Raw genomic sequence first — 26,711 nt, forward strand, 5'->3', positions numbered from 1 at the left:
CGCGCCGTGCTGCGGCCCGCGCCGCGCTCAGCGCGTGCGGTTGGCCGCGACATAGTCGGCGAGGCTGCCCAGCGAGGCGAAGATCGTCTTGTTGTCGGGATTGTCCGAGCGCAATTCGACCCCGTACTTGCGGGACACCAGAAGCGCGATTTCGAGGATATCGATGGAATCCAGCCCGAAGCCTTCGCCGTACAGCGGCGTATCGGCGCTGACGTCTTCCAGTTTCAGGTCCGCAATATCGAGTTCGCCAATGATCAGGCTGGCGAGTTCCGTTTGGAGTTCGTTCATGGTTGTCATGGTCTTCTTCCCCGCCACAAGAGGCGCCGGAAGATGGCGAGGCGATGCTACCAAAGCGCGGCACATCGCACTACCTGCGAGAAGTTTAGTAACAACATTGGAGCCACTTTGCTGAAACATCGCTGCGCCGGCCGGGTCTTTTAAGGTATAAAACGTTCGCCTTGCCGTCCTGGCGCGCCGCAAATCGCCCCATGTGCCGGTTCGGTGGCAGGAAAAGAGTATTTTGCACCACAATAACCATTCAATGTCTTCGAGCCAGCTTCCCCACTCCGTTGCCACGTCTCCCGACGCAACGCCGCTGCTACAGCGCGCCGGCTGGATCGCCGCGCCCGTGGGCTTCCTCGCCTACGAGTCGGCTCTCCATCACGCGGCGCACACGCCGGGCGGCCAAGTTGGCGCGCTGATGCTGGGCCTGGCGCCGTTCGTGCTGATTGCACTGGCCGCCGCGTGGCGGTCTGCCGCGCGCCTGCCCTGGCTGCTCCTGCTGGCCGCCTGTGGCGCCGCGCTGTGGCTGGGCCGCCTTCCACTGGCCGCACATTTCGGCTGGACTTACTTCCTTCAGCACTTTGGCGCGAACGCGGCGCTGGCCGCCATGTTCGGCCGCACGCTGCGCCAGGGCACGCCGCTGTGCACGGAGTTCGCGGCGGCAGTGCATGGGCCGCTGACGCCGGAGATGCGGCACTACACACGGCGTGTCACGCAGGCCTGGACCCTGTTCTTCGCGCTGACGGCGGCGGTATCGCTGGTCCTGTTCGCGCTCGCGCCGATGCCCGCCTGGTCGACCTTCGCCAATCTCGGCACGCCCGTGCTGATCGCAGCGATGTTCGTGGCCGAAGCCGCCTGCCGCCGCGCCGTCCTGCCGGCGGCGAAGCACACCGGCGTGCTCGATGCCGTGCGCGGTGCCGTGCGCGGTTATCGGGCCGTCATGACTGAGCGCGCCAGCCGTGCCGGCACGTCGCACTGAACGCGGGTTGCCCATGACCACGTTCCCGCTACTCTCGCACCCGACGCCGGACAGCGTCGTCGCCTGGCAAGGCGGGCAGGCCATCACGGCCAGCCGGTTCCTTGCCGACGTCAACGCACTGGCTGCGCGACTGCCTGCCGCTCAGCATGTCTTCAACGCCTGCACGGACCGCTACCGCTTCGCGGTCGGCCTCTGCGCCGCGCTGCTGTGCGGCAAGGTGAGCCTGCTGCCGCCGTCGCAGACCCCGGACATGGTGCGGCAGCTGGCGGCCTTTGCGCCTGATCTCTACTGCCTGCATGACGAGGCGGATTGCAATGTGGATCTGCCGCGCTTCTTCTATGCCGGCGGGGAAAATCCCACGACGCCCGCCGCGCAGCCGACCATACCGGAGGTCCCTGCCGACCGGCTGATGGCCCACGTATTCACGTCGGGCTCGACCGGCCAGCCCGTCGCGCATGCCAAGACCTGGGGCGCGATGGTACGCGGCGCGCGCGCCACGGCGCAGCGCCTCGGGCTGCTCGACGGCCGCGCGTGGACCCTGGTCGGTACGCTGCCGCCGCAGCACATGTTCGGCCTGGAAGCGACCGTCATGCTGGCGCTGCAAGGCGGCGCGGCACTGGCCTGCGCCACGGCCTTCTATCCGGCCGATATCCGCGCCGCCCTGCAAGCGGTTCCGCGGCCACGCGCGCTGGTGACCTCGCCGGTGCACCTGCGCGCGCTGCTGCAGGCTGGCAGCGAGCTCCCCCCGGCCGACCTGGTGCTCTCCGCCACGGCCCCGCTGGGCCGTGCATTGGCGCGGCAGGCACAGACCGGCCTGGCGGCACCCGTGACGGAGATCTATGGCAGCACCGAGACCGGCGCACTCGCCACGCGCGCAACGGCCGCAACAGAGGAATGGACGCTGCTGCCCGGCATCACGCTCGATCATCGCCCCGAACCTTCCGCCGGCGCCGCGACGGTGACCTGGGCCATGGGCGGCCACATCGACCAGCCGGTCGCGCTCGGCGATGCCATCGGGCCGATCGACGCCGCGCGTTTCCGGCTCCATGGCCGCAAGGCCGACATGATCAAGATCGCCGGCAAGCGCACCTCGCTCGCCTACCTGAACCAGCAGCTCACCAGCATTGACGGCGTGCAGGACGGCACCTTCTTCCTGCCCGACGACGTGCACGAAGACGAGGCCGCCGGCCGCGTGGTGCGCCTGGTGGCGCTGGCCGTGGCCCCCGGCGTGACGGCCGCACATATCCTGCAGGCGCTGCGCGGGCGCATCGACGCCGCCTTCCTGCCCCGCCCGCTGTGCCTGGTCGGGCAACTGCCGCGCAACGCCGCGGGCAAGCTGCCGCGCGAAGCGCTGGCGCCGCTGGTCGCGGCCCGGCTTGCGCAACGCCATGCGCCGGGCTTTGTGATCGACGCCGGGCACCCGGCATTGGCCGGCCATTTCCCGGGCAACCCCGTGGTGCCCGGCGTGGTGCTGCTGGACCATGCCATCCTGCAGATCGGCGCGGCGCTCGGGCGCCCGGTGGCGGTCAGCCAGGTCGGCACGGTCAAGTTCCTCAGTCCGGTCCGGCCCGGTGAACGGGTCGAGGTCGATCACCAGTTGCAGGACGAGGATACCGGCGCGGCCCTGGCCTCGATCCGCTTCAGGCTGAGCGCGGGCGGGCGCGACGTGGCCAGCGGCACGCTGACCATGCGGCCGGCCCCGGGCCGCCAGGAGGCATCGCCATGCTGACCTGGCTCCGCAAGGCACAGCCGCTGGACGCGAACTGGTCCGGCCGGCAGGAACGCAGCAACGTCACGCTGATGCGCATCATGACGTGGATCTCGCTGGCGCTCGGCCGTCCCGCCGGACGCGTGGTGCTGCGGCTGATCGCGGCCTATTTCACGCTGTGCTCGCCGGCGGCACGCCATGCGTCGCGCGCCTACATGGACCGCGCGCTCGGCCGCGAGGCCGGCTGGATCGACGGCTTCCGCCATGTCTTCACGTTCGCGTCGACGATCCACGACCGCATCTACCTGCTCAACGGACGGTTCGACCTGTTCGATATCCGCCTGCACGGCCAGGAGCAGCTCGAGGAGGCCATGGCGCGCGGGCAAGGCGCGTTCCTGCTCGGTGCGCACCTGGGCAGCTTCGAGGTGGCCCGCGCGATGGGCCGCCAGCATCCGGACATGCGGGTCGCGATCACCATGTACGAAGAGAACGCCCACAAGCTCAACGACGTGCTGCAGTCGATCAACCCGGCCATGCGGCGCGACATGATCACGCTCGGCAAGGTCGATGCCATGCTCAAGGTGCGCGACTACCTCGACCGCGGCTACATGATCGGCATGCTGGCCGACCGCACGCTGTCGCAGCGCGCCACCGACCCGATCCAGCAGTGCGATTTCCTCGGCGCGCCCACGGGTTTCCCGACCGGACCGCTGCGCATGGCGGCGATGCTGCGCCGGCCGGTGTTCTTCATCACGGGGCTGTATCGCGGCGGCAATCGCTATGATGTGCACTTCGTGCGGCTGGCCGATTTCTCGCAGGTCGCGCGCGGGCGCCGCGAGGCCGAGGTACAGGGTGCGCTGCAGCGCTACGTGGCGCTGCTCGAACAGTTCTGCCGCAGCGCCCCCTACAACTGGTTCAACTTCTACGATTTCTGGCACGCCGGCCCGCCGCTGTCCGAGCAGCCGCCCCCCGGCAACGAGCCCTGACCCATGCGCCGAATCCGCCTGATCCTGCCAGCCCTGGTGCTGGGCGTTGCGCTGTTGCCCGCCATGACCGGCCGGGCGCTGGCCGCTGACAGCGGCCCGGCCGCCTGGGGCGTCGACCAGCTCATGTCCGCGCTCGCGCAGCGCAAGTCCGGCCGCGTGCAGTTCACCGAGAAGAAGTACCTGGCCATCCTGGAGCGCCCGGTGGAATCGAGCGGCGAACTCGTCTTCGTCGCGCCGGACCACCTGGAGAAACGCACCGTCGCGCCCAAGCCCGAAAACCTGGTGCTCGACGGCGACATGATGACCGTGGAACGCGGCGGCAAGCGCTTCACCCTGCCGCTGCAGAACTACCCCGAGATCGCCGCGTTCATCGAGAGCATCCGCGGCACGCTCGCGGGCAACCGCACCGCGCTGGAGCGCTACTACAAGCTGGGCGTGGAAGGCCGCGCCAGCCGCTGGACGCTGACGCTCACGCCGGCCGATTCGCGCATGGCCGCCATCATCAGCCAGGTGCGCATCGACGGCGCCCATGACGCGCTGGACAGCGTGGAAATCCGCCAGGCCGACGGCGACCGCTCGGTCATGAAGATCCGCCCCGCCAGGCCATGATGTTCGCGCCGCGCGGCGGGCCGCGTCCAACCGCCCTGCCGGCCGCGCGCCTGGCCGTGGTGCTCTGGCTGGCGTGGCTGCTGGCCTGCGCGGCGGTCGTCACGCGCACGAGTTTTACCGCGGACCTGTCGGCCTTCCTGCCGCGCATGCCGAGCGCCGAACAGCAGTTGCTGGTGGACCAGTTGCGCGAAGGGCTGGTCTCGCGCCTGATCCTGGTCGGCGTGGAAGGCGGCGATGCGGACGGGCGCGCAGCGGTCTCGCGCGCCATGGCCGCGCAGCTGCGCAAGGATGCAGGCTTCTCCGCCATCAGCAACGGCGAGCCGGTCAACCAGGCGGCCGACCAGCGCTATCTCTACAACCACCGCTACCTGCTGAGCCCTTCGGTCACGCCCGAACGGTTCTCGCAGCAGGGGCTCACGGCGGCCGTCGCGGACACCTTCGACCTGCTGGCGTCCCCCGCCGGGCTCTTCACCAAGTCGCTGCTGCCGCGCGACCCCACTGGCGAGGTGATGTCGGTGATGTCGCAGCTCGACGCCCGGCAGCGCGTGCCGATGCATGCCGGCGCCTGGGTCTCGCGCGATGGCCGGCGTGCCGTGCTGCTCGCGCAGACGGCCAGCGCCGGTTCCGATACCGACGGCCAGGCCAGGGCCATTGACGCCATCCGCGAGGCCTTCGCCGTCGCGGCCAGGGCCGGTCCGTACCGTCTCGTGATGACGGGGCCCGGCGTGTTCTCGGTCAAGGCGCGCGACACCATCCGGCATGACGTGGAGCGGCTGTCGGCCATCGGCATCGCCATCATCGTCACGCTCTTGCTGGTGGTGTACCGGTCGGTGCCGCTGCTGGTGCTCGGGCTGGTCCCGGTGCTGTCCGGCGCCCTGGCCGGGGTGGCGGCGGTCAGCCTTGGCTTCGGCGGCACGGTGCACGGGCTGACGCTTGGCTTCGGCACCACGCTGATCGGCGAAGCCGTGGACTACTCCATCTACCTGTTCGTCCAGTCGGCGCAGTACACGCGTGGCGGGCAGCGCGACAACCGCGCGTGGATTGCCGGCTTCTGGCCAACCGTGCGGCTCGGCGTGCTGACCTCGGTGTGCGGCTTTGCCTCGCTGCTGCTGTCGGGGTTTCCCGGGCTGGCGCAACTGGGCCTGTACTCGATCGCCGGCCTGGCCACGGCCGCGCTGGTGACGCGCTTCGTGCTGCCGCACCTGGTTCCGGCCACCCTGCACCTGCGCGACGTCACGCCGCTCGGCACGCGCCTGGCCGCGCTGCTGGCCCGCGCCGGCCGCCTGCGCTGGCTGGTCGCGGTGGTGGCCATTGCCGCCTGTGCCGTGCTGTGGGCCCGCCACGACACCCTGTGGGGACGCGAGCTGTCGGCGCTGAGCCCCGTACCGGCGGCGGAACAGGCGCTCGATGCCTCGCTGCGCGCGGATCTTGGCGCGCCGGATGTGCGCTACCTGGTGGTGCTGTCCGGCCCGGACCAGGAGTCCGTGCTGGAGGGTGCCGAGCGCGTGGCGCGGCAGCTCGACCCGCTGGTCGCGTCCGGCGTCATCGGCGGCTACGAAAGCCCGGCGCGCTATCTGCCCAGCGCCGCCACGCAGCGCGCGCGCCAGGCCAGCCTGCCGGCGCCCGACGAACTGGCGCGGCGCCTGCAAGCGGCGGTCGCGCAGCAACCGGTGCGCCCGGAATTGTTCGCCCCGTTCCTGGCCGAGGCCGGTCAGGCCCGCACGGCTGCGCCGCTGCAGCGCGAGGACCTGAAGGGCACTTCGATGGCGCTGGCCATCGACGCCCTGCTCACGCAGCGCGGCGACCACTGGAACGCCACCCTGCCCCTGCGCGCGCCGGCAACGGCCAGGGCCACCGATGTGCTGGACAGCCAGCCGGTTCGCGCGGCGCTGGATCGCGCCGGTGCCAGCCACGCGCTCTTCGTCGACCTCAAGCGCGAGTCGGACCAGCTCTACGGCGGCTATATGCGCGAGGCGCTGCACCTGTCCCTGGGTGGCGTGCTCGCCATCCTCGTGCTGTTGTCGGTGGCGCTGCGTTCGCCCCGCCGCGTGCTGGCGACCGTACTTCCGCTTGCCGCGGCGGCGCTGGCTGTCATGGGCGGGCTTGCCGCGCTGGGGCAGCCGCTCAACCTGCTGCACCTGGTGGGCCTGCTGCTTCTGGTGGCGGTCGGATCGAACTACGCGCTGTTCTTCAACGGCGCGGCCAGTACGGGGCCGGCAACGGCCATTTCGGCGCATACACTGGTATCGCTGCTGCTGGCCAACCTGACCACCGTGGCGGCCTTCGGCCTGCTGGCCTGGTCGGACCTGCCGCTGCTCAAGGCATTCGGGCTGACGGTGGGGCCGGGGGCGGTACTGGCGCTGTGCTTCTCTGCCATCCTGGCGCGTGCGCCGGCGGGCGGCAGCCGCGCCAAGGCCGGGCAACCGGAAGACGTAACCGGAAGACGTCCGAGATGAAACCCGCGACACCCCTGCCCGCCCCGGCACACGGCCAGACCCAGGCCACCACGCGCCACTGGCGTCCGGGCATGCTGCTGTGCGGCGCGGGCGTGGTGCACGCCGGCGCTGCCGTGGCCGTGCTGGCCAACCCGTCCACGCTGCCATGGGCCGCGGCAGGCGTCGGCGCCACGCACGCGGCGCTGGCAGCCGTGGGACTGTGGCCACGCAGCACCTGGCTGGGCCCGAACGTGCTGCGGCTGCCGCGCGCGGCAGGCAATAGCGTGGTGCTGACATTCGACGACGGCCCCCATCCGGAACTCACGCCACGCGTGCTCGACGTGCTCGACCGTCACGGCGCGCGGGCCACGTTCTTCTGCATCGGCGAACGCGCGGCGCGCTACCCGGGCCTGGTGCGCGAGATTGCGCGCAGGGGCCACACGGTGGAAAACCACAGCATGCATCACCGGCTGGACTTCTCGATCTTCGGGCCCTGGCGCATGCGCCGGGAAATCCGCGACGCCCAGCACCTGCTTGGAGACATCACCGGGCAACCGCCGCGCTATTTCCGCGCGTCGGCCGGCCTGCGCAACCCGTTCCTTGAACCGATCCTGTGCACGGAGGGCCTGCAGCTGGCGGCATGGACCCGGCGCGGCTTCGACACGCGCAACGGGGACCGCGCGGCCCGCGTCGTGCAGCGCCTCGCGCATAACCTGGCCGCTGGCGATATCCTGCTGCTGCATGACGGCAACAGCGGGGTCGACCCTGCAGGCAGGCCGCACTGCACGACAGTGCTGCCCGGGCTGCTGACGTCCATTGCCGATGCCGGCCTGCAGTGCGTGACGCTGCCCGCCGGCATGGCGGCAGAGGCGCCGCGCACGGCTTGATACAATGACTTCACCCCCGCGCCCCCCACACACGCACCCAGTGTCGCCGCTCCATCTCTCCCACTTCACCGCCACCAGTTGCATCGGCACCGGGCTTGACGACACGCTGAGCGCCCTGCGCGAACAGCGCGGCGGCCTGGCGCCATGCCGGTTCGCAGACGTCCGCCTGGATACCTGGATCGGAGAGGTACCGGGCGTGGATGACGTCGCCCTTCCCCCGGCGCTCGCGGGCTTCGAATGCCGCAATAATCGCCTGGCGCTGCTCGCGCTGGAACAGGATGCCTTCGCCGATCGTGTCAGGGAGGCCGTGGCGCGGTATGGCGCGGACCGGATCGGGGTGTTCCTCGGCACCAGTACGGCCGGCGTGCTGCAGACCGAGCTTGCCTACCGCCAGCGCGACCCGCAGACCGGCGCACTGCCTGCAGGATTCAGCTATGCCGGCACCCACAGTCCGTATTCGCTGCCGGGCTTCGTGCGCGCGTACTTCGGGCTGAAAGGTCCGGCCGCCGCGGTGTCGTCGGCATGCTCGTCGGGCGCCAAGGTGTTTGCGTCGGCGCGCCGGCTGATGGAAGCCGGCCTGATCGACGCCGCCGTGGTGGGCGGCGTGGATTCGCTGTGCCACACCACGCTGTATGGCTTCGGCTCGCTGGAATTGCTCTCGGACCAGCCGTGCCGGCCCTTTGACGCCGACCGCAACGGCATCTCGATCGGGGAAGCCGCGGCGTTCGTGCTGGTCGAACGCGCACCGGAGCCGGCACCCGAAGGCGCCATCCTGCTGCTGGGCATCGGGGAGTCGAGCGACGCGCACCATATGTCCTCGCCGCACCCGGAGGGGCTGGGCGCGCGCATGGCCATGGAGCAGGCGCTGGCCAGCGCCGGCGTCGCGCCGGCACAGGTCGGCTACGTGAACCTGCACGGCACCGCCACGCGTGCCAATGACACCGCCGAGGCGCGCGCGATCCACGCGCTGTTGCCGGGTACGCCGTGCAGCTCCACCAAGGGCGCCACCGGACATACGCTCGGCGCCGCGGGCGCGCTGGAAGCGGTGATCTGCGCGCTGGCGCTGCGTCACGGGCTGCTGCCGGGCGGCATCAACACCACGCAGGTGGATCCGGCGCTGACGGTCGACTATCGCCTCGCCAGCCGCGATCAGCCGCTGCGCCATGTGCTGAGCAACGCGTTCGGCTTCGGCGGTTCGAACTGCAGCCTGCTGCTCGGGCGCGCCACTGGCGGGCAATGACCATGGGCGCACCGCTTTTCTCCTTTATCGAAGGCATCGGCGTGCTGGGCCCGGGGCTCGGCAACTGGACCCAGGCCGGCGACGTGCTCGCCGGCAGGCAGCCCTACCGGCCCGCGCCGACCGAACTGGCGCCCCCGGCCATCCTGCCACCCGCCGAGCGGCGCCGCAGCGGCACGGCCGTCAGGCTGGCGCTTGGCATCGGGCAACAGGCCGTGGACGCTGGCGGCATGGACGCGGCGGACCTGCCAACGGTAATTACGTCGTCGAGTGCGGACGGTCACAACTTCCACGCGATCTGCGAAGCCCTCGCGCAGCCCGAACCGCTGATGTCGCCCACGCGCTTCCACAACTCGGTGCACAACGTCGCGGCCGGGTACTGGTCGATTGCCACGCGCGCCATGCGACCGGCCAATGTGCTGAGCGCGCTGGATGCAAGCTTCGCCGCCGGCCTGCTGGAAGCGGCCGCCCAGGTGTCGGCCGACCAGGAGCCGTGCCTGCTGATCGCCTACGACTCCGATTACCCGGAACCGCTGCGCACGCTGCGGCCCATTGCCGCGCCATTCGGCGTGGCGCTGCTGTTGTCGCCGCAAGCGTCGGACCGATCTCTGGCACGGATCGAAGTGGGATTGGCGCACGCGCCGGTCACGCCGATGGACGACGCCGCACTGGAGAGCCTGCGCCGCTCGGTACCGACCGCGCGCGCGCTGCCGTTGCTGCACGCCATTGCCATGCAGTCGGCCAGCACGGTCGTGATCGACTATCTGGACGACCTGCAGCTTCAGGTGGCGGTGCAGCCGTCCGCGCGGCCCGGGACTGGCGGATAGCGTGCCGGCCCCGCATACGCCGCTGAACCAGGCCTGGATCGCTGCCCGGATTCCTCACCAGGGCAGCATGTGCCTGCTCGACAGCGTGCTCGACTGGGATGCGGACTTCATCCGCTGCGAGGCCACGAGCCACCGCAGCGCCGACAACCCGCTGCGCACGCATGGCCGGCTGGCCGCCGTGTGCGGCGTGGAATACGCGGCGCAGGCAATGGCCGTGCATGGCGCGGTGCTGCAGCAAGGCGCGCAGCGTCCGCGCACGGGCTACCTGGCCAGCGTGCGCAAGCTGGTGCTCGACGTCGAACGGCTCGACGATATCGACGGGCCGCTGACCATCGAAGCGCATCGCGTCAGTGGCGAAGGCACCAACGTGCTCTATACGTTCGAAGTCAGCGGCGGCGACAAGCGGCTGCTTGCCGGCCGGGCGGCGGTCATTCTCGACGTGGCGCTGCCCGGCGCCGCCTGAACCGGCTTACGGCCTGGGTGCCGGCAGGATCTTGCCCGATACCTCGCCGAAGCCCACGACAAAGCCGTTGCCCTCGGCAAACCCGGTCATCACGATCTCGTCGCCGTCCTCGAGGAACGCGCGGCTGCTGCCGTCGGCAAGCTTCAGCGGCTCGGCGCCATTGCGCGTCAGTTCCAGCAGGCTGCCATAGGAATCCGGCGTAGTGCCGCTGATCGTGCCCGAGCCCATCAGGTCGCCCACGCGCACATTGCAGCCCGACACCGTGTGGTGCGCGAGCTGCTGCGCCATGGTCCAGTACATCGCCTTGAAGTTGGTGCGGCAGATCGTGCTCGGGGCAGCAGCGCCTTGCGGGCGCAGCGCCACTTCCAGCGCGATGTCATAGGCGTTCTTGCTGTGCTGCTGCAGGTACGACAGCGGCTCCGGCGACTGCGCCGGATTGTCGCGGCGGAACGGCTCCAGCGCCTCCATGGTCACCACCCACGGCGAGATCGACGTACCGAAGGTCTTCGAATTGAAAGGGCCGAGCGGCACGTATTCCCACTGCTGGATATCGCGCGCGCTCCAGTCGTTCAGCAGCACCATGCCGAACATGTGGTCCGGCGCATCGGCGGTGCTGACCGGCTCGCCGAGCGCGGATTCCTTGCCGACGATGAAGCCGACCTCGAGTTCGAAGTCCAGCTTGCGGCACGGGCCGAAGGTTGGACGCGCCTCGTTCGGCAGCTTGATCTGGCCGTTCGGACGGCGCAGGTCGGTACCGCTTACCACCACGGAGCTGGCGCGGCCGTTATAGCCGATGGGGATTTCCAGCCAGTTCGGCAGCAGCGCGTTTTCGGGGTCGCGGAACATGCGGCCGACGTTGGTGGCGTGCTCTTTCGACGAATAGAAATCGGTGTAGCCCGGAATCTCGACCGGCAGGTGCAGCGTGACCTGGTCCATCAGCACGAGAGCGCGATCGCGCAGTGCGGCGTTGTCGCGCAGCGCGGCGTCCGCGCCCGACAGCAGTGCCGTCAGGCGCTGGCGGGTCTCCGACCACACCGGCTTGCCCAGCGCGATGAAGCGGTTCAGGCTGGCGGCGGCAAAGCTGCCCTTGGCCGCCGCGGACAGCAGGCCCGCGTCGTCGAGCGCGGCGAGGTCCAGCACGGCGTTGCCGATTGCCACGCCAACGCGCGCGGGCTGGCCCTTCACGGAAAAGATGCCGTACGGCAGGTTCTGCAGGGGGAAATGGGTCTTGCCGTCGTTGGCGGATTCAATCCAGCTGGTGGTCGGGGCGGTCATGAGGGACTCCGGAAATTGTCTGTGGCGCGCGGACTGCCGCGCGCCGTTTGCTTCTTTTGGATATGTGGCGCCTGCTGTGTGCTCAGCGCTCGTTCGGGTTGAAATGCTTTTTCAGCCCTTGCCAGCAGGTGTAGTAGTCCTGCTGCAGCGATGCCGAGCTGGCCGCATAAGGCGTGGGCCGGATCACGCCCGGCGTCTCGAACATGAACGCCATGGTGTCGGTGATGTGATGCGGGGCGGACGTATCGGCCGAGGTGGCCTTGGCAAACGTCTCCGCATCGGGGCCGTGGCCGCTCATGCAGTTGTGGAGGCTGGCGCCGCCCGGAGCGAAGCCATCGGCCTTGGCGTCGTACACGCCGGTGATCAGGCCCATGAACTCGCTGGCGATATTGCGGTGGAACCAGGGCGGGCGGAACGAGTTTTCCATCGCCAGCCAGCGCGGCCCGAAGATGACGAAATCGATGGTGTCCACGCCCGGCGTGTCCGACGGCGACTGCAGCACCAGGAAGATCGACGGGTCCGGGTGATCGAAGCTGATCGAGCCGATGGTGTTGAAGCGGCGCAGGTCGTACTTGTATGGCGCGAAGTTGCCGTGCCACGCCACCACGTCCAGCGGCGAGTGGCCGATATCGGCGCGCCACAGATTGCCCTGGAACTTGGCCACCAGTTCGAAATCGCCTTCGCGGTCCTCATACGCGGCCACCGGCGTCATGAAGTCGCGCGGGTTGGCCAGGCCGTTGGAGCCGATCACGCCCAGGTCGGGCAGCTTGAACAGCGCACCGTAGTTCTCGCAGATATAGCCGCGCGCCTCGCCGTCCAGCAACTCCACGCGGAAACGCACGCCGCGCGGAATCACCACGATCTCCTGCGGCTCGACATCGAGCCGGCCCATTTCCGTCACGAATCGCACGCGGCCCTCTTGCGGCACGACCAGCATTTCGCCGTCGGCGTTGTAGAAGAAGCGGTCCTGCATCGACCGGTTGGCCAGGTACAGGTGGATGCCGCAGCCGGTCATGGCTTCCGGGCCGCCGTTGCCGGCCATGGTGACGATGCCATCGATGAAATCCGTCGGCGTGGCCGGCATGGCTGGCGGGCTCCAGCGCATCTGGTTCGGCGATGCCGGGATTTCGTCGAAGCGGCTCAGGAAGCGCGACTGCTCCACCATCGTGAACGGCTTGTGCACCGCGCCCGGACGGATGCGATACAGCCACGAACGGCGGTTATGGGCGCGCGGTGCCGTGAAGGCCGTACCGGACAGCTGCTCGGCATAGAGGCCATACGGCGCGCGTTGCGGCGAGTTCTGGCCCACGGGCAGTGCGCCGGGCAGCGCTTCGGTGGCGAATTCGTTGGCAAAGCCGGACATGTAGCCGTGTTCGGCCAGCTGGGTGTGCGTGAGGTTCATGGTCGGATCAGCGTCGGTGGTCGGGAGTTTCCTGGCGGAATCGGGAGGCATGCCGTGCTAGGCCGTGGCCTGGTGAACGGTCGGCGTACAGATCGCCTGTTGCATGGCGCGGAGCACGGCATCCGCGGAAAAACTGCGCCAGCGCGCACAGACGTGCTGGTCGGGGCGCAGCAGGTAACAGGTGCCCGGGCGGGCGTCATAGCGACGCGCGGCCAGGCCTTCGGTGTCGGTCACGGCATGCACGCCGGGCGGTACCGCGCAGTGCGCTCCGGGAGCGACGACGCACAGCACAGCCAATGGCACGGGCGCGGCGGCAAGCGCATCCAGCGAAACGCCCTGCCCGTTGCCGAACACCATCAGCGTGAAGCCCGCGCCCATTTCGCCAAGCAGCCAGCCCGCATGGGCGGGCGTACCGGTGGTGACTGGCGCATCGGCACAGGCAGTGCCGGGCACCATGGCGCCGGCAAAGCTGTCGGCATCCGGCGTATTGAGCGGCGAGCCGTCCAGCACCGATGGCTGCGACAGCCGGCCGCTGTTGACCAGTTGCCGCGCGAACGCATGATGGCGGGCCAGCCGCAGGACGGCATCGCGGAACGTGCGGCTCACCGCGCTCTTGGGCGTGATGAAATCCGTCGAACGCGTGGAATGGCGGATGTTCTCGTCGGCCGCGGCCTCGCGTTCGCTGGCGTAGGTGTCGAGCAGCGCGTCCGGGGCGCGGCCTTGCAGGACCAGGGCCAGCTTCCAGGCCAGGTTCTCCGCGTCCTGCACGCCGCTGTTGGCGCCGCGCGCGCCGAACGGCGACACCCGGTGCGCGGCATCGCCGGCAAACAGCACGCGGCCGTGGCGGAATGCGTCCATCCGCTGGCAGCAGAAGGTGTAGACGCTGACCCACTCCAGCGTGACATCGACATCGTCGCCGAGCATCGCGCGGATGCGCGGCATGACGCGCTCCGGCTGCTTCTCGGTGTCGGGGTCCGCGTCCCAGCCAAGCTGGAAATCGATACGCCAGACGTTATCGGCCTGGCGGTGCAGCAGCGCCGACTGGCCGCGGTTGAATGGCGGATTGAACCAGAACCAGCGTTCGGCCGGGAATGGCGCCGACATCTTCACGTCGGCAATCAGGAAGCGGTCGCGGAAGACGCGGCCCTTGCTTTCGAGTCCCATCAGCGCCCGCACGGTGCTGTGCGCGCCGTCGGCGGCCACCACGTAGCGCGCGCGCAAACTGTAGCTGCCGTCCGGCGTCTCGACGGTCAGGCAGACGCCATCCCGGTCCTGCTCCACGCCGCTGACGCGGTGCCGCCAGCGCAGGTCTATTGCCGGCAGTTCGGCGGCGCGATCGACCAGGAAGCCTTCCAGGTAGTACTGCTGGAGATTGACGAAGGCTGGACGGCGGTGGCCGCTTTCCGGCAGCAGGTCGAACTGGTACACGAGCGACGCGTCGAAGAACACCTTGCCCACGTGCCAGCTGACGCCCTTGGCGGCAATGCCTTCGCCGCAATCCAGGCGGTCCAGGATATCGAGCGTGCGCTTGGAAAAGCAGATCGCGCGCGAGCCGCTGGCCAGCGTGCAGTCGTCGTCAAGCAAAACCACCGGTATGCCGCGCTGCGCGAGGTCGATCGCCGTGGCCAGCCCGACCGGCCCCGCACCCACGATTGCAACGGGATGCGACGCGGGCTGACCGCCGCCCTCCAGCGGCATGCGCTGCTCGGCGCATGGCTGGTACGCGAAGGTACGGGGCTGGGAGCTGGTGTCCACGGTGTCTCCATGTCACGCCGGTATCCGGCTGTGCCGCGGGCCTGGGAGCTTTGTCCTTATTGGGCTCCTCAGGGGTAATTACGGAATGCGTAATGCATTTACCATATCGTAATCGTCGGACGCAGGCGTGTCAAACCATTGACGATGGCGTGGCCTCAATGATGTTCTAGTGGGGAAATTGGGGATGCGGGGGTTTTGGGGCGTGGCGAGGGCTGCTGTCTCGCCGGCGCAGCCGACGAGTCACTTTTGCGCGGACGGCAAAAGCGACAGAAAGCGCATTTTCGTGGTGGGCGAACCGCCCGATGGAGGAACCGGGATTACTTGGTGACCGTTGCCGAAAGCGGCGTTATGGGGACGCCAACGGCTGCGCTGCGCGCGGCTCAGCTGAAAAACCAAAAAAGGGAAAGTGTCGGCGCCAGAGACATTGATGCCGGCCGCCAGCTGACTAGTGAGTCGCGAAGCAGCCAAAGGCGATGATGCGATGTAACCACCGAAAAAGCAGACAACAGCAACCGGCACAGTCCATCTCGCACTGTGCCGGTTGCTGCCCCCCTTTCCGGCATTCCTCCGCTCCCGCCGGCCGCGTCTGGAACGTGGCCGGTCAGGCAGAGTCATGAGAAGGCTGGCTAGTGGCCCTCGCCTGTACCGGAGCCGAAGCCACCGGTTGCCGGGCTGGCCGCGGTCGCCGGCGCACTCGCGGCTGCCGGCTGGCCGGCCATCGAGGCTGCCGTGACGCCGCCATTGCGGCTGGCGATGAATGCGTTTACGTCGGCCGCAAGATGCTGCGGCGCCAGGACGACTTCAAGCCCGAGGGCTTCGCATGCGGCCAGGAAGGTCGACATGCGGGGATCGGCCTGGCCAGACTCTGCCCGCAGGTACGCTTCTCGCGAAATCCCCGCCTTTCGGGCAACGTCTTCCTGCTTCAGCTTGCGCGCTCGACGCAACGCCCGCAGTTGCCGGAACGGTTCGCTAGCGCCTCTTGGCACGGCTGTACTGTTCATGTCGGTCTCCAGTCACCAGTGAAAAAAAAGTGCGCGGACGTGCATTCGAGTATAGAGCACGCAAAGCATTCCGTATGTAACTGCCGAAACACTTTGTGCAGATTTCTTGCAACGAGGTTTTCCGGGGCCAAAGCCGGCTGTCTATGGGCCGGATACTGCACTGCATCGCCGCACCGCCCTGACACTAACGACAATGTGCCGATTGCGTTGACGCGAAAACCATAGGACGTGACCGCCCCAACGCCCAAGCAGGGATAACTTCATTGACAAACCGACCGGTCGTGCTATTCTGCATTCCATGCAAAAAGGCCAACTGACGCGCAACGCCATCATCGAACAGGCGCTCGACACAGCCACCCGGGTCGGGTTCGAACAGCTGTCGCTGGCGAGCCTCGCAGCGGACACGAATATGTCCAAGAGTGGGCTGTATGCGCACTTCAAGTCGAAGGAGGCGCTGCAGCAGGCCGTGCTGGAACTGGCCATCGAACGCTTCGCCACGATGGTCGCGCGCCCCGCCATGCGCCAGCCGCGCGGCGTGCCGCGGCTGGAGGCGCTGTTCGAAGGCTATCTGCAATGGCTGGGCGGCACCGTAACCCAGGGACGCTGCCTGTTTATGGCGCTTGGCCAGGAATACCGCGACAAGCCGGGCGCGATCCGCGACCAGGTGGTGCAGTCGCTGAAGGACTGGCACGGCACCATCGCCCGCGTGGTGACCGACGGCATCGAGGAAGGCCAGGTCGCGCCGGATGTCGATCCGCGCCAGTTCGCGTTCGAACTGGTGGGCATCGGCATGTCCTTCCAGCAGTCGTTCAAGCTGCTGGGGCGCGCCGACGCCGAAGCCATGGCGCGGCGCGCGTTTGCCGGCCTGCTTGAACGCACCCGTCAGCGGACGTCGATGGCAGGCTGACATAGCCATGAAGGATCCTGAACGGCAGTGCCGGACTTTCCTTAAAAAAGCACGACTGGTCGTTCTTTATAACAGCGCAGACAGCGACAGGCACGAACGGCCTGATCCGGACCGATCCGCGCGTCCAATCAGTTGGAGGTGGTTGTTGTGAGGCAAGGACTTTCATCATCGGCCCCAGGCCCCGCCGTGAAGCTGACGGCTCCGGGCCAGGGTGCAGCGGGCGCCCTGACGCGCCTGCGCTGGCAGGCCGGCAGCCTGCTCGACCCGGCGGGCACGGCGCGGGCGCTGGAAAGGCTGTGGTTCGGCCCGCCGCATGCGATCCCGAACGGCGCAGCACGGCGCGTGATCGAGCGCGCGCGTGCCGACTGGGCGTTGGTGGTTGGCCACGGACCGAGCCGGCGCGTGCGCGTCTATCGCTGGGGCAACAAAGGCCCTGTCGTGCTGCTGGCCCATGGCTGGGGCGGCCATGCAGGCCAGTGGCATGCGGTAGTCGAGGGACTGCTGGCAGCCGGCATGCGCGTGGTGGCCTTCGATGCGCTGTCGCACGGGGCCTCGGATGCCGGCGTGCGTGGCAGCACGCAGACCTCCGTGCTCGAGATGTCGCGCTCGCTGCTGGCGGCGGCGTGGCACGCGGGCCCCGTGCATGCGGTGGTTTCGCACTCGCTGGGAAGTGCCGCCGCCGCGCTGGCCATTCGCGAAGGCCTGCCCGTGCGCGCCGCCGTGATGGTGGGCCCGCCGGCCGACATGCACGCCGCCTGCGCGACGATGGCGTGGCGGCTCGGCATCGGTCCGCGCGTGCTCGCGCGCATGCAGCGCGACAGCGAGCAATGGCTGGGCATGCCCTGGTCCGCCTTCAACGTGCCGGAGGTGGGCCGCACGCGCCCCGTACCGCCGACGCTGATCGTCCATGACCGGCACGACCGCGAGGTGCGCTGGGAGGATGGCGCCGCCATTGCCGGCGCGTGGCCGCAGTCGCAACTGGTGACGACCGAGGGCCTGGGCCACCGGCGCATCCTGCAGGACGCGGGCGTCATCGCGCGCATCGCCGGTTTCATCCGGCCGGCGGCCGCGCAATCTTTACCGGGGCTGGCGCGGCCGGACCTGGCCTTGCAGTGAGCACGGGAGAACCGACATGTTCCTGGTCAGCAACGATATGACTGCCACCCTGCCCGCCCGCGCGTCGCTGCGCGTAGTGGCCGACCCGGGCGAACGCGTCGCGGTGCGCTGCACCGAGGGCGAACTGTGGCTGATCCGCGATGGCGATCCGAAGGACACCTCGCTCGCCGCCAGCGAGAGTTTCACGCTGCCCGAAGCCAGCCGCGTGGAACTCTACGCCGTTACCCCGGCCACCCTGCGCGTGACGCGCTGCCGATCGGGCGGCGTTGCCGGAAACGGCTGGCGTAGCCGTTTCAAGCGCCTGCTGGGGCTGGCCCAACCTTTGCGCACCGGCAACTAGCGCTTTCTGGCGGGGTGGCGCGAAGCGCCGTCCCGCTCATGCGGGTGGTCGGGACGGCCTGTCAGTTAATTGCTTAATTTACCTTCGATCGTCGGCTCCTGAAGCATTTCGCGCAGCCTGAATTTCTGCACCTTGCCGGACGGCGTTGCCGGCAAGGCGTCCCGCACAAGCAGCCGCTCGGGGATGTACTGCAGCGCCACCTTCTGCGCCTTCAGGAAGTCCACCATCGCCTGCTTGTCGAAGCCCTGCCCCTCCCGGGGCACGACCACGGCGCAGGCGCGTTCGCCCAGCCGTTCGTCCGGATACGCGACGATGGCCACCTGCGACACGGCGGGATGGCGGTACAGCAGCGTCTCGATCTCGACCACCGGGATGTTTTCGCCGCCGCGGATGATCACGTCCTTGCTGCGCCCCGCAATGCGCACATAGCCCTGCGCATCGATCCGCGCGAGGTCGCCGGTGTCGAACCAGCCCTCGGCATCGGTGGCGTTCAGTTGAGATCGCTTGAGATAGCCGCCGAAATTCGAGCATGCCCGCACCAGCAGCCGCCCGATATCGCCGGCGGGCACGGGCGCATCAAGTCCGTCCACCACCGTCACCTCGACACCGGGCAGCGGCACGCCGTCGGTCGTCGACGCGCGCGCTTCGGCATCATCGGGCAGCGTGGTCGTCACCGCGCCGTTCTCGGTCATGCCCCAGGCCGAGACGACGCTCGCGCCCAGCGCCGCACGGGCCCGCTCGACCAGCGCCCCGGGGATCGGCGCCCCCGCGCACAGGAAGGTATGCAGGCTTGGCACCGGCTGGCCCGATTCCGTCACCGTGCCGGCCAGGTCGGTCAGGAACGGCGTCGATCCCATGGTGAAGGTGACGCCGGTTTCGCGGATCAGCCGGGCCGCCTGCACCGGGTCCCAGATGTCCTGCAGCACCGCATGCGCGCCGAGCACCACCGGCATCATCAGTCCGTACATGAAGCCGGTCTGGTGCGCCATCGGCGAGGCCATCAGCACCACGTCTGCGGCACCAAGGCGCAGCCGTTCCGCATACGGAAGGATGTTCGACAGCAGCGTGTTGGACGTATGCATCACGCCCTTGGGCTCGCCCGTGGTGCCGGACGTATAGATCAGCTGCGTGATGTCGTCAGGGCCCGGTCGAGCGCGCGTCAGAATGGCCGGTGCATCCGGATCGTCCTCATGGCCGGATCCGCACAGCATGGCTTCAAACCCGTCGGGGCCATCACTCCCGGTCACCACGACATGGCGCAAGTCCGGCAACGACGCGCGCAATCCTGCCAGCATCGCCGCGTGGTCAAAGCCGCGGAACCGCCGCGGCACAACCACGACCTTGCTGCCCGCGTGCGCCAGCATGAACGCCAGTTCGCGCTCGCGGAAGATCGGCATCAGCGGATTGAGCACGGCGCCGATGCGCGCGCAGGCCAGGTACAGCGTCGTCACTTCCCAGCCATTGGGCAGCTGGCACGACACCACATCATTGCGCGCGATCCCGAGCCGGCTCAGCTCGACGGCGATACGCGCGACCACCGCGTCGAGCTGCCGCCACGTAAAGCGCCGCACCGCGCCGCTCTCCACCTGCAGCGAGGTGACGGCGGCCCCGTCCGGCGAGCGCGCCACGCTGGCGTCGAGATAGTCGTTGATGGTCCGGTCATGCCAAAGCCCTGCCGCCACGCTCGCCGCGCGGCGCGGCGCAATCAGTACCGCGTCGAAATCCATCGCTTGTCTCCTCTGTACTTGTATGGATAGCCCGGCCCGCCGGCTGCCTCAGGCCGGCACCGCGGCGCGCCCGGCACGGCCGCGCGCGATGATGGTCTTCATGATCTGGGCCGTGCCGTCGCCGATCTGAAAGCCCAGTACATCGCGCAGGCGCTGTTCCATCACGCCGCGGTCATAGCCGCCATGCCCGAACGACAGCAGGCACTGGTGCACCACGTCGTAGGCGAGCCGGGGCGCCCACCACTTGCACATGGCGGCTTCAGCCGTGTGCGGCAGCCCCTGGTCCTTGAGCCACAGCGTCTGCAGGCACAGCAGGCGTGCAGCCGTCACCTGCGTCTCGAAATCCGCGAGCGGATGCGATACACCCTGGAACGCGGACAGCGGCTTGCCGAACGCCTGGCGCCCGGCCACGTACTCCCAGGTCTCGTCGAGCGCCGCCTGCGCCACCGCGAGCACCTGCAGGCCGATCAGCGCGCGCGAGAAGTCGAAGCCCTGCATGACCTGGACAAAGCCCTCGCCTTCCCTGCCCAGCAAGTGGTCCGCCGGCACCCGCACGTTCTCGAAGAAGATCGAGCCGCGCCCGATCGCGCGCTGGCCGTGGCAGTCGAAGCGGCTGCGCGTCACGCCCGGCAAGTCCATCGGCACCAGCACGGCGGAGATGCCACGCGCGCCATCCTCGACGCTGCCGGTGCGCGCAAAGACCACGGCGGCATCGGCCTGGTCGGCCGCCGAGATCGACGTCTTCTCGCCATTGAGCACATAGCTGTCACCCACGCGCTCCATGCGCAGGCGCAGGCTCGCGGCGTCCGACCCGCCGCGCGGCTCGGTCAGCGCGATCGCCAGCAGGGCCTCGCCGCGCGTGAGCCGCTGCAGCCATGGCCGCCCCACTTCAGGCGAAGCATGCTGCGCCAGGATCTGCCCGTTGAGCGAGGCCAGCAGGTTGACGTACGACATGCTCAGGTCCGCGCGGGCGACGGCTTCGTGGATGACGCCCGCGGCCAGGCAACCCATGCCCTGCCCGCCGCAGGCCTCCGGCAACTCGGGGCCGATAAAGCCCATCTCGCCCATCTGCCGCATCAGCGTGCGGTCAAGCACGCGCGTCTTGTCGCGTTCCAGGAAACCCGGCGCGATGCATTCATCGGCGAACCGGCGCGCATGCCCGGCCAGCGCCTGCAGGTCTTCGTTGAGGTAGGGATTCATGGTGTCTTCTCGATCTGCCTGGCGGCGCCTTACTTCGCGTACTTGCGGAACTCGGGCTTGCGCTTTTCCTGGAAGGCCCTGACACCCTCGCGCGATTCCTCGGTGTCGTAGTAGAGCTTCAGCGCATACATGCCCATGCCGGCGATGCCGCTCTGGTGGGCCGTGTCCATGTTGAAGGAGCGCTTGGCGATGGCGATGGCGGTCGGGCTCTTCTCCAGGATCTCGTCGCACCACTTCTGCACCTCGGCATCGAGCTGCTCATGCGGCACCACGGCATTGACCAGGCCCATCGCCAGCGCCTCGGCGGCGGGATAGCGGCGGCACAGGTACCAGATTTCGCGCGCCTTCTTTTCGCCGACGACGCGGGCCAGGAAAGCGGTGCCGTAGCCAGGGTCCACCGAACCGACCTTCGGCCCGACCTGCCCGAACACAGCCTTCTCGGAGGCAATCGTGAAATCGCAGATCGTGCACAGCACGTTGCCGCCGCCGACGGCATAGCCCTGCACGCGCGCAATGACGGGCTTGGGCACGTCGCGGATGGCGTTATGCAGCTCTTCCATCGGCAGGCCGATGGTGCCGCGCCCGTCATACTGGCCTTCATGCGCGGACTGGTCGCCGCCGGTGCAGAACGCCTTGTCGCCGGCACCGGCCAGCACGATCGCGCCGATCTCGCGGTCGTAGCCGGCACGGTTGATCGCGTGGATCAGCTCGTCGCAGGTGCGGCCGCGGAACGCGTTCATCTTCCCGGGGCGGTTGATGGTGATCCAGGCCGCGCCGTTGCGGACTTCATAGAGGATGTCTTCGTATTGCATGGTGTTCTGTCTCCGGTCGGATGCCTTGTGTGTGTGTTGCGTGTTGTCGATGGTCAGCCGTTCATGGTCAGGCCGCCGGACACGCTGAGTACCTGTCCCGTGATGAATGCCGCGTCATCGCTGGCAAAGAAGGCGATCGCGCCCGGCAGGTCGTCGGGCTGGCCGATGCGGCCGAGCGGGATCGAGCGCGTGAACGCTTCCACCAGCTTCTCGGGGTTGCCGGCACCCTGCTTGTAGTCTTCGAACAGCGCGGTCTGCGTCGGCCCCGGGCACACCACGTTGACCGTGATGCCGTGGCGCGCATGTTCGCGCGCGATGGTCTTGGAAAACGACACCAGCCCGCCCTTGCACGCGGCATAGACGGCTTCTCCGGACGACCCCACGCGCGCCGCGTCCGAGGCGATGTTGATGATGCGTCCCTGCCTGCGCTCCACCATGCCGGGCAACACCGCGTGATGCATATGCAGCGCGCCGGTCAGGTTGATGGCGATCAGGCGCTCCCATTGCGCGGGCTCGGTTCGCGTAAAGGGCTTGAACACGTCCCAGCCCGCGTTGTTGACCAGCACGTCGACAGGACCGAGTTCGTGCTGGACCGCCGCCACTGCCGCATCCACGCTGGCGCGGTCGGTAATGTCGCAAGGTATTGCGAACGCGCGTCCGCCGGCCTCGGTGATGCGCGCCGCCACCGTCCGTGCCGCATCCGCGCCCAGATCCAGCACGCCTATTGCCGCGCCTTCCCGTGCAAAGCGCAAACACGTTGCGCCGCCGATACCGCCACCACCCCCGGTCACGATGACCGTCTTGCCCTTGAGTCCTTGCACAGCTTTCTCCTACGAGGTCTCCAGTGCTATCGTGCCGCCATCGAATCACGCGTCGCCACTGAATTAGGTAAATATATTTACCTATACTAGGCTGTGTCGTGTCAGCACGCAAGGCTCTCAATCAATGGATAGCATCATGGTTAACCCGGAATTTGGCGACGATATCGCCCCAAACGCACGGATGGAACTGGCCAACCGGCTGTTCTTTCGCCTCTATCAATGCGCAAACATGTTGCATAAGACCGGTTCCCGCGCCGTGGAAGCCGAGGGGCTGACCACGCAGCAGTGGGCGGTCCTGGGCGCGCTGTCGCGGCCGGAGGCCGCCAACGGCATGAGCGTGGGCGACCTGGCGCGATACCTGATGGTGAGCCGCCAGAACCTGTCCGGGCTGGTCAGCCGCATGGAGCGGGACGGCCACGTAAGCCTGGCGCCGGACGGGCGGGACCGCCGGTCGAGGCTGGTGCGGATGAGCGAAACCGGACGGGAGGTGTGGCTGCACCAGGCACAGCCGAAGATCCGCGACTACTACGAGCGCGCGCTCGATGGCTTCTCCACGAACGACCTGACGCATACGCTGCACTACCTGCTCAAGCTGCTGGACAATATGCAGGCACTGGATACCGGCGCTGCAGACGCTGAAAGCGACTGACCAGCCGTATCACGCCTGCAACGGTGCGAGCCAATGGCCGCGCCGCGCGTCACCCCTGAAGACCGGAAAGCCGCCTGGTACGGCGCGTGGCGCGCAACTTGCGTGATGGCTAGTTTGCTCAGATGCCAGGGGCGCCTCTCCCCCGAGGCGCGAGCGCCTCATCGCTCCACCTCCCGCACGCGGCCCGGGCTCCGATATCCGGGCCGCCCGGCACGCTCCGAAGCCCTGAACCACCGTCGGCGCCAGCCGCGCCGACGGCGCCGATCCAACTTGCCGGAGACACAACATGACCCGATATCTCGTACTGGCAACCTTCACCGACCAGGGCATCCGTACCGTGAAGGACACCACCAAGCGCGCCGCCGCGGTGCGCGAAATGGGGGCGCAGCTCGGCGTGCAGGTAAAGGACATCTACTGGACGCTCGGCGCCTATGACGTGGTGCTGGTCGCGGAAGCATCGGATGACGCGGCAATGACCGCCTTCGGCATGTCGATCGGTGCGCAGGGCAATGTGCGTACGCAAACGCTGCGCGCGTTCAATGCCGACGAAATGCAGGGCATTCTCGGCAAGGTGCGTTGATGCGGGCATAAAACGGAAAGCGCCTGCCGGGCACTTGCGTGCGGCAGGCGCTTTCTGCTTTCGGGGGCTTGCGGGCGCTTGCAGGCGCTTGCGCGCCCGCCGGCTTCAGAACCCTTCCAGCACCAGCTTGCCGATGGTCTGGCCGCCTTCGAGCATGGCATGGGCGCGGCGCAGGTTGGCCGCGTTGATCGTGCCGAGGTGTTCCCCGACCGTGGCCTGGAGCCGCCCGGCATCCACCAGCCGCGCCACCTCGTTGAGCAGCCGGTGCTGCGCGATCATGTCGGGCGTGCCGAACATGGCGCGCGTGAACATGAACTCCCAGATCAGCGCCGCGCTCTTGCTCTTGAGCCGCTCGACCGGCAGCGGTGCCGCGTTCTCGACGATCGTGCAGATCTTGCCCTGCGGCGCGACCAGCTCCGCCATGGCCGGGAAATGGCCATCGGTGTCGTTGAAGCACAGGATGTAGTCCACCTGTGCAAACCCCAGCGCCTTCAACTGCGCCGCCATGTCGCCGCGATGGTCCACGGTATGGTCGGCGCCGAGCCGCTTGCACCACGCCTGCGACGCCGGCCGCGCCGCCGTGGCGATCACCGTCAGGCCCGCCAGCGTCTTGGCGAGCTGGATGCCGATGGAGCCCACGCCGCCCGCACCGCCGATGATCAGCACGGACTTGCCCGCATCGTCCCCCTTGGGCGACACGCCGAGCCGGTCGAACAGCGCCTCCCACGCGGTGATGGCCGTCAGCGGCAGGGCCGCGGCCTGTGCGAAATCGAGCGATGCCGGCTTGTGCCCGGCAATGCGCTCGTCCACGAGGTGGTACTCCGCGTTGGCGCCGGGGCGCGTGATGCTGCCCGCGTAGTAGACCGGGTCGCCCACCTTGAACAGCGTGACATCCGGCCCCACGGCAACGACCGTGCCGGCCGCATCCCAGCCCAGCACGCGCGGATTCGCCTCCACCTGCGGCTTGGGCGCGCGCACTTTGGCGTCGACCGGGTTGACGGCGATCGCCTCGACCTTGACCAGCAGGTCACGGCCGGACGCGGCGGGGGTTTCGATCTCGATGTCGACCAGCGAATCAGGATCGGAAATGGGCAGGTAGCGGGTCAGGCCGATGGCTTTCATGGTCACAGTCCGGTGGTTCGTACCGGTTGGCGGGCGTGCCCGCCAGCCGGTCAGGGAAGAATGGACTGTAGCGTAGCCTTTATTGACCTCTTTGATTAGCAGGATGATCCGGCAATCACTTTCCCGGATTTCGGGAAAATCCCGGACACCACTCTCAATGGGATTGCCGCGCCTTCGTCCTGGCAGGCTCGTCGTCGTAGAAGCCAGGCGGGTAGATCGGGTAGCGCAAGGCCGCATACACGACCACGGCCGCGCCGATCGCGGTAAGCCAGTCGAGCCACTCGGCCATGAAGACTCCTTGCAAGGGGCCGTGCGGTCGATCCGCCGGCCCTGCCTGAAGTCTATGAACGATCCGCCCCTGCCCCAACGACCGATTTCGACTTTGCATCCTCGGGTGGCGACGTGCGCTGCGCCAGCAGCTTCTGGATGGCCGCCTCGGTTTCGGCATAGTTCCCTTCACCGTAGTGGCGGTAGACGATGCGCCCTTGTGCATCGATCAGGTAGGTGGCCGGCCAATACTGGTTGCGGAATGCCGACCACGTGGCATACGCGTTGTCCTGCGCAACGGGATAGCGGATGCCGAAGCGCTGGATGGCCTCCTGCACATTGGCGGTCGATTTCTCGAAGGCGAACTCCGGCGTATGCACGCCGACCACGACCAGTCCCTGGTCCTTGTACTTCTCGTGCCACTGCTTCACGTAGGGCAGCGTGTGGATGCAGTTGATGCATGAATAGGTCCAGAAATCGACCAGCACGACCTTGCCGCGCAGCTCGCGCATCGAAAGCGGCGGCGAATTCAGCCAGTGGTCGATGTCCGTGAACTCGGGAGCCTTGCCCTGGTCCGCAATGTCCGGGCCGGACGAGGCACCGAACCCGGTGCTGAAGACATAGATGGCAATGAGGATGGCCGCTGCCATGGCGGCGCGAATGAAGGTGCGCATGATTGGGGCTGGGACGCGACGCCGGTCGCGCTCTCTGGTCGTTGGGCGATGTGGCTGGCGCGTTCATCGCGCTGCCACGCCTGCATTTAAGTCGACCGGTGTATCGCGGCCTTATTGCATGGAGGCCCGGTGCGCGTGCTCACGTATCGGCGCGTGGGGGTGATACAGAGGGATACAAAGGGTTCGTCGTCGAATTGGCGGGATGGGCTGTGACGCTCTTGGCGGGCGCCGCTGTTTCGCTGGCGTAGCCGGTAGGGTTTTGATTGGCGTGTCGTGCTTGGCATACGCTGCCGTTTCGCCGGCGTAGCCGGCGAGTCACTTATATGAACGCGCCCCGGTTTGCAAGGTAAGACGAACATGCTGGCTTGAGCAGGACTGGTTGCAGACTTATATCCGGCCTTGCGGTGCAGGCGAGCCTGCGGGCCTTCATGGATATCCGCCGGGAGCGTCCCTATCTTTTGTTCGTGCTTGGTAGCACCGGTGACTCGTTGGGCTTGCGCTCCCGCGGTCCGACCTGTCTTGCCATGATGCTCATCTATCCGTCGCAACCTGTGGACGGGTCCTGCCTTCCTTTCCTGCTAGCCCGGCCTGCCGTCAGGCAGGCCTGACCGAGACGTAGTCGCGGTCATACGCCCGGTCGTGCGCCAGCA

At 68.2% G+C, this 26,711-nt stretch carries 26 protein-coding genes; 14 read left to right on the plus strand and 12 right to left on the minus strand.

Annotated elements, in window-relative coordinates; translation table 11 throughout:
* Positions 1 to 27: 27 nt before the first annotated feature.
* Positions 28 to 288 carry a phosphopantetheine-binding protein gene (locus KHO22_RS07815; protein WP_230426772.1) on the minus strand — a complete coding sequence of 87 codons (261 nt, stop codon included), beginning with the start codon at positions 286 to 288 and terminating at the stop codon, positions 28 to 30.
* Positions 289 to 541: 253 nt separating this feature from the next.
* On the opposite strand from KHO22_RS07815, the gene KHO22_RS07820 reads away from it, so the two are divergent.
* The 9 genes from KHO22_RS07820 to KHO22_RS07860 all read left to right on the plus strand — a co-directional run bounded on the left by KHO22_RS07820 (position 542) and on the right by KHO22_RS07860 (position 10,413).
* Positions 542 to 1,261, plus strand: coding sequence for a COG4648 family protein (locus tag KHO22_RS07820; RefSeq protein ID WP_211946525.1), 720 nt, complete (start codon positions 542 to 544; stop codon positions 1,259 to 1,261).
* Positions 1,262 to 1,274: 13 nt separating this feature from the next.
* Positions 1,275 to 2,990, plus strand: a complete 1,716-nt coding sequence (locus KHO22_RS07825; RefSeq protein WP_211946526.1) for an AMP-binding protein — start codon at positions 1,275 to 1,277, stop codon at positions 2,988 to 2,990.
* Positions 2,984 to 3,955 (plus strand): LpxL/LpxP family acyltransferase, encoded by a 972-nt coding sequence (locus KHO22_RS07830; RefSeq protein WP_211946527.1) that lies wholly within the window; start codon positions 2,984 to 2,986, stop codon positions 3,953 to 3,955. Before KHO22_RS07825 ends, KHO22_RS07830 begins: the two co-directional genes overlap by 7 nt.
* A gap of 3 nt (positions 3,956 to 3,958) precedes the next feature.
* A complete protein-coding gene (locus tag KHO22_RS07835; RefSeq protein ID WP_211946528.1) occupies positions 3,959 to 4,564 on the plus strand; it encodes a LolA-related protein in 606 nt (201 codons plus the stop codon).
* A complete protein-coding gene (locus KHO22_RS07840; protein ID WP_211946529.1) occupies positions 4,561 to 7,020 on the plus strand; it encodes an MMPL family transporter in 2,460 nt (819 codons plus the stop codon). The genes KHO22_RS07835 and KHO22_RS07840 overlap by 4 nt, the downstream gene beginning before the upstream one ends.
* Positions 7,017 to 7,886 carry a polysaccharide deacetylase family protein gene (locus tag KHO22_RS07845; protein WP_211946530.1) on the plus strand — a complete coding sequence of 290 codons (870 nt, stop codon included), beginning with the start codon at positions 7,017 to 7,019 and terminating at the stop codon, positions 7,884 to 7,886. The genes KHO22_RS07840 and KHO22_RS07845 overlap by 4 nt, the downstream gene beginning before the upstream one ends.
* A 40-nt stretch (positions 7,887 to 7,926) precedes the next feature.
* On the plus strand, positions 7,927 to 9,126 hold the full coding sequence (locus KHO22_RS07850; RefSeq protein WP_211946531.1) for a beta-ketoacyl-[acyl-carrier-protein] synthase family protein: 1,200 nt from the start codon (positions 7,927 to 7,929) through the stop codon (positions 9,124 to 9,126).
* Positions 9,123 to 9,950 (plus strand): beta-ketoacyl synthase chain length factor, encoded by an 828-nt coding sequence (locus KHO22_RS07855; protein ID WP_211946532.1) that lies wholly within the window; start codon positions 9,123 to 9,125, stop codon positions 9,948 to 9,950. Before KHO22_RS07850 ends, KHO22_RS07855 begins: the two co-directional genes overlap by 4 nt.
* A gap of 67 nt (positions 9,951 to 10,017) precedes the next feature.
* Positions 10,018 to 10,413 carry an ApeP family dehydratase gene (locus KHO22_RS07860; RefSeq protein ID WP_230426784.1) on the plus strand — a complete coding sequence of 132 codons (396 nt, stop codon included), beginning with the start codon at positions 10,018 to 10,020 and terminating at the stop codon, positions 10,411 to 10,413.
* A 6-nt stretch (positions 10,414 to 10,419) separates the two neighbouring features.
* Here KHO22_RS07860 and fahA read toward each other — a convergent pair whose 3' ends face one another.
* The 4 genes from fahA to KHO22_RS07880 form a co-directional block, all read right to left on the minus strand.
* Positions 10,420 to 11,688 carry a fumarylacetoacetase gene (gene fahA, locus KHO22_RS07865; protein ID WP_211946534.1) on the minus strand — a complete coding sequence of 423 codons (1,269 nt, stop codon included), beginning with the start codon at positions 11,686 to 11,688 and terminating at the stop codon, positions 10,420 to 10,422.
* 82 nt (positions 11,689 to 11,770) lie between these two features.
* Positions 11,771 to 13,090 (minus strand): homogentisate 1,2-dioxygenase, encoded by a 1,320-nt coding sequence (hmgA, locus tag KHO22_RS07870; protein ID WP_211946535.1) that lies wholly within the window; start codon positions 13,088 to 13,090, stop codon positions 11,771 to 11,773.
* A gap of 57 nt (positions 13,091 to 13,147) precedes the next feature.
* The gene (locus tag KHO22_RS07875) at positions 13,148 to 14,845 is read right to left on the minus strand and encodes an FAD-dependent oxidoreductase (protein WP_268914528.1); all 1,698 of its coding nucleotides are present in this window, start codon (positions 14,843 to 14,845) and stop codon (positions 13,148 to 13,150) included.
* A gap of 626 nt (positions 14,846 to 15,471) precedes the next feature.
* Entirely contained in the window at positions 15,472 to 15,846 is a 375-nt protein-coding gene (locus KHO22_RS07880; RefSeq protein WP_211946536.1) for a helix-turn-helix domain-containing protein, read from the minus strand.
* A gap of 298 nt (positions 15,847 to 16,144) precedes the next feature.
* Between KHO22_RS07880 and KHO22_RS07885 the strand changes: the two genes are divergently transcribed.
* The 3 genes from KHO22_RS07885 (at position 16,145) to KHO22_RS07895 (ending at position 18,209) form a co-directional block, all read left to right on the plus strand.
* A complete protein-coding gene (locus tag KHO22_RS07885; RefSeq protein ID WP_211946537.1) occupies positions 16,145 to 16,753 on the plus strand; it encodes a TetR/AcrR family transcriptional regulator in 609 nt (202 codons plus the stop codon).
* A 186-nt stretch (positions 16,754 to 16,939) separates the two neighbouring features.
* The gene (locus KHO22_RS07890) at positions 16,940 to 17,869 is read left to right on the plus strand and encodes an alpha/beta fold hydrolase (protein WP_230426773.1); all 930 of its coding nucleotides are present in this window, start codon (positions 16,940 to 16,942) and stop codon (positions 17,867 to 17,869) included.
* Positions 17,870 to 17,885: 16 nt separating this feature from the next.
* Positions 17,886 to 18,209 carry a DUF2917 domain-containing protein gene (locus tag KHO22_RS07895; RefSeq protein WP_211946539.1) on the plus strand — a complete coding sequence of 108 codons (324 nt, stop codon included), beginning with the start codon at positions 17,886 to 17,888 and terminating at the stop codon, positions 18,207 to 18,209.
* Positions 18,210 to 18,274: 65 nt separating this feature from the next.
* Here KHO22_RS07895 and aliA read toward each other — a convergent pair whose 3' ends face one another.
* The 4 genes from aliA to badH are packed head-to-tail and all read right to left on the minus strand — an operon-like array spanning position 18,275 to position 22,769.
* Positions 18,275 to 19,936, minus strand: a complete 1,662-nt coding sequence (gene aliA, locus KHO22_RS07900) for a cyclohexanecarboxylate-CoA ligase (RefSeq protein ID WP_211946540.1) — start codon at positions 19,934 to 19,936, stop codon at positions 18,275 to 18,277.
* 48 nt (positions 19,937 to 19,984) lie between these two features.
* Complete coding sequence (gene aliB / locus KHO22_RS07905; RefSeq protein ID WP_211946541.1) at positions 19,985 to 21,136, minus strand: cyclohexanecarboxyl-CoA dehydrogenase; 1,152 nt, start codon at positions 21,134 to 21,136, stop codon at positions 19,985 to 19,987.
* Between the two features lie 29 nt (positions 21,137 to 21,165).
* Complete coding sequence (badI, locus tag KHO22_RS07910) at positions 21,166 to 21,948, minus strand: 2-ketocyclohexanecarboxyl-CoA hydrolase (protein WP_211946542.1); 783 nt, start codon at positions 21,946 to 21,948, stop codon at positions 21,166 to 21,168.
* 53 nt (positions 21,949 to 22,001) lie between these two features.
* Positions 22,002 to 22,769, minus strand: a complete 768-nt coding sequence (gene badH / locus KHO22_RS07915; protein WP_211946543.1) for a 2-hydroxycyclohexanecarboxyl-CoA dehydrogenase — start codon at positions 22,767 to 22,769, stop codon at positions 22,002 to 22,004.
* Positions 22,770 to 22,905: 136 nt separating this feature from the next.
* On the opposite strand from badH, the gene KHO22_RS07920 reads away from it, so the two are divergent.
* Both KHO22_RS07920 and KHO22_RS07925 read left to right on the plus strand, forming a co-directional pair.
* Positions 22,906 to 23,418, plus strand: a complete 513-nt coding sequence (locus KHO22_RS07920) for a MarR family winged helix-turn-helix transcriptional regulator (protein ID WP_211946544.1) — start codon at positions 22,906 to 22,908, stop codon at positions 23,416 to 23,418.
* A 286-nt stretch (positions 23,419 to 23,704) separates the two neighbouring features.
* A complete protein-coding gene (locus KHO22_RS07925) occupies positions 23,705 to 23,998 on the plus strand; it encodes a GYD domain-containing protein (RefSeq protein ID WP_211946545.1) in 294 nt (97 codons plus the stop codon).
* A 105-nt stretch (positions 23,999 to 24,103) separates the two neighbouring features.
* Here the strand turns inward: KHO22_RS07925 and KHO22_RS07930 are convergent, their stop codons facing one another.
* The 3 genes from KHO22_RS07930 to KHO22_RS07935 form a co-directional block, all read right to left on the minus strand.
* Positions 24,104 to 25,120, minus strand: a complete 1,017-nt coding sequence (locus KHO22_RS07930; RefSeq protein ID WP_211946546.1) for a zinc-binding alcohol dehydrogenase family protein — start codon at positions 25,118 to 25,120, stop codon at positions 24,104 to 24,106.
* A gap of 154 nt (positions 25,121 to 25,274) precedes the next feature.
* Positions 25,275 to 25,409, minus strand: a complete 135-nt coding sequence (locus KHO22_RS32725) for a hypothetical protein (protein WP_268914529.1) — start codon at positions 25,407 to 25,409, stop codon at positions 25,275 to 25,277.
* Between the two features lie 52 nt (positions 25,410 to 25,461).
* Positions 25,462 to 26,061 carry a thioredoxin family protein gene (locus KHO22_RS07935; protein WP_211946547.1) on the minus strand — a complete coding sequence of 200 codons (600 nt, stop codon included), beginning with the start codon at positions 26,059 to 26,061 and terminating at the stop codon, positions 25,462 to 25,464.
* Positions 26,062 to 26,711 lie beyond the last annotated feature (650 nt).

Origin of the sequence: Cupriavidus yeoncheonensis, assembly GCF_905397275.1 — a bacterium.
GTDB lineage: Bacteria > Pseudomonadota > Gammaproteobacteria > Burkholderiales > Burkholderiaceae > Cupriavidus > Cupriavidus yeoncheonensis.

Coding starts and splice junctions, on each gene's coding strand:
- KHO22_RS07815 (WP_230426772.1), bottom strand. CDS start 288: ATGAACGAACTCCAAACGGAACTCGCCAGCCTGATCATTGGCGAACTC.
- KHO22_RS07820 (WP_211946525.1), top strand. CDS start 542: ATGTCTTCGAGCCAGCTTCCCCACTCCGTTGCCACGTCTCCCGACGCA.
- KHO22_RS07825 (WP_211946526.1), top strand. CDS start 1,275: ATGACCACGTTCCCGCTACTCTCGCACCCGACGCCGGACAGCGTCGTC.
- KHO22_RS07830 (WP_211946527.1), top strand. CDS start 2,984: ATGCTGACCTGGCTCCGCAAGGCACAGCCGCTGGACGCGAACTGGTCC.
- KHO22_RS07835 (WP_211946528.1), top strand. CDS start 3,959: ATGCGCCGAATCCGCCTGATCCTGCCAGCCCTGGTGCTGGGCGTTGCG.
- KHO22_RS07840 (WP_211946529.1), top strand. CDS start 4,561: ATGATGTTCGCGCCGCGCGGCGGGCCGCGTCCAACCGCCCTGCCGGCC.
- KHO22_RS07845 (WP_211946530.1), top strand. CDS start 7,017: ATGAAACCCGCGACACCCCTGCCCGCCCCGGCACACGGCCAGACCCAG.
- KHO22_RS07855 (WP_211946532.1), top strand. CDS start 9,123: ATGACCATGGGCGCACCGCTTTTCTCCTTTATCGAAGGCATCGGCGTG.
- KHO22_RS07860 (WP_230426784.1), top strand. CDS start 10,018: ATGTGCCTGCTCGACAGCGTGCTCGACTGGGATGCGGACTTCATCCGC.
- fahA (WP_211946534.1), bottom strand. CDS start 11,688: ATGACCGCCCCGACCACCAGCTGGATTGAATCCGCCAACGACGGCAAG.
- hmgA (WP_211946535.1), bottom strand. CDS start 13,090: ATGAACCTCACGCACACCCAGCTGGCCGAACACGGCTACATGTCCGGC.
- KHO22_RS07880 (WP_211946536.1), bottom strand. CDS start 15,846: ATGAACAGTACAGCCGTGCCAAGAGGCGCTAGCGAACCGTTCCGGCAA.
- KHO22_RS07885 (WP_211946537.1), top strand. CDS start 16,145: ATGCAAAAAGGCCAACTGACGCGCAACGCCATCATCGAACAGGCGCTC.
- KHO22_RS07895 (WP_211946539.1), top strand. CDS start 17,886: ATGTTCCTGGTCAGCAACGATATGACTGCCACCCTGCCCGCCCGCGCG.
- aliA (WP_211946540.1), bottom strand. CDS start 19,936: ATGGATTTCGACGCGGTACTGATTGCGCCGCGCCGCGCGGCGAGCGTG.
- aliB (WP_211946541.1), bottom strand. CDS start 21,136: ATGAATCCCTACCTCAACGAAGACCTGCAGGCGCTGGCCGGGCATGCG.
- badI (WP_211946542.1), bottom strand. CDS start 21,948: ATGCAATACGAAGACATCCTCTATGAAGTCCGCAACGGCGCGGCCTGG.
- KHO22_RS07920 (WP_211946544.1), top strand. CDS start 22,906: ATGGTTAACCCGGAATTTGGCGACGATATCGCCCCAAACGCACGGATG.
- KHO22_RS07925 (WP_211946545.1), top strand. CDS start 23,705: ATGACCCGATATCTCGTACTGGCAACCTTCACCGACCAGGGCATCCGT.
- KHO22_RS07930 (WP_211946546.1), bottom strand. CDS start 25,120: ATGAAAGCCATCGGCCTGACCCGCTACCTGCCCATTTCCGATCCTGAT.
- KHO22_RS32725 (WP_268914529.1), bottom strand. CDS start 25,409: ATGGCCGAGTGGCTCGACTGGCTTACCGCGATCGGCGCGGCCGTGGTC.
- KHO22_RS07935 (WP_211946547.1), bottom strand. CDS start 26,061: ATGCGCACCTTCATTCGCGCCGCCATGGCAGCGGCCATCCTCATTGCC.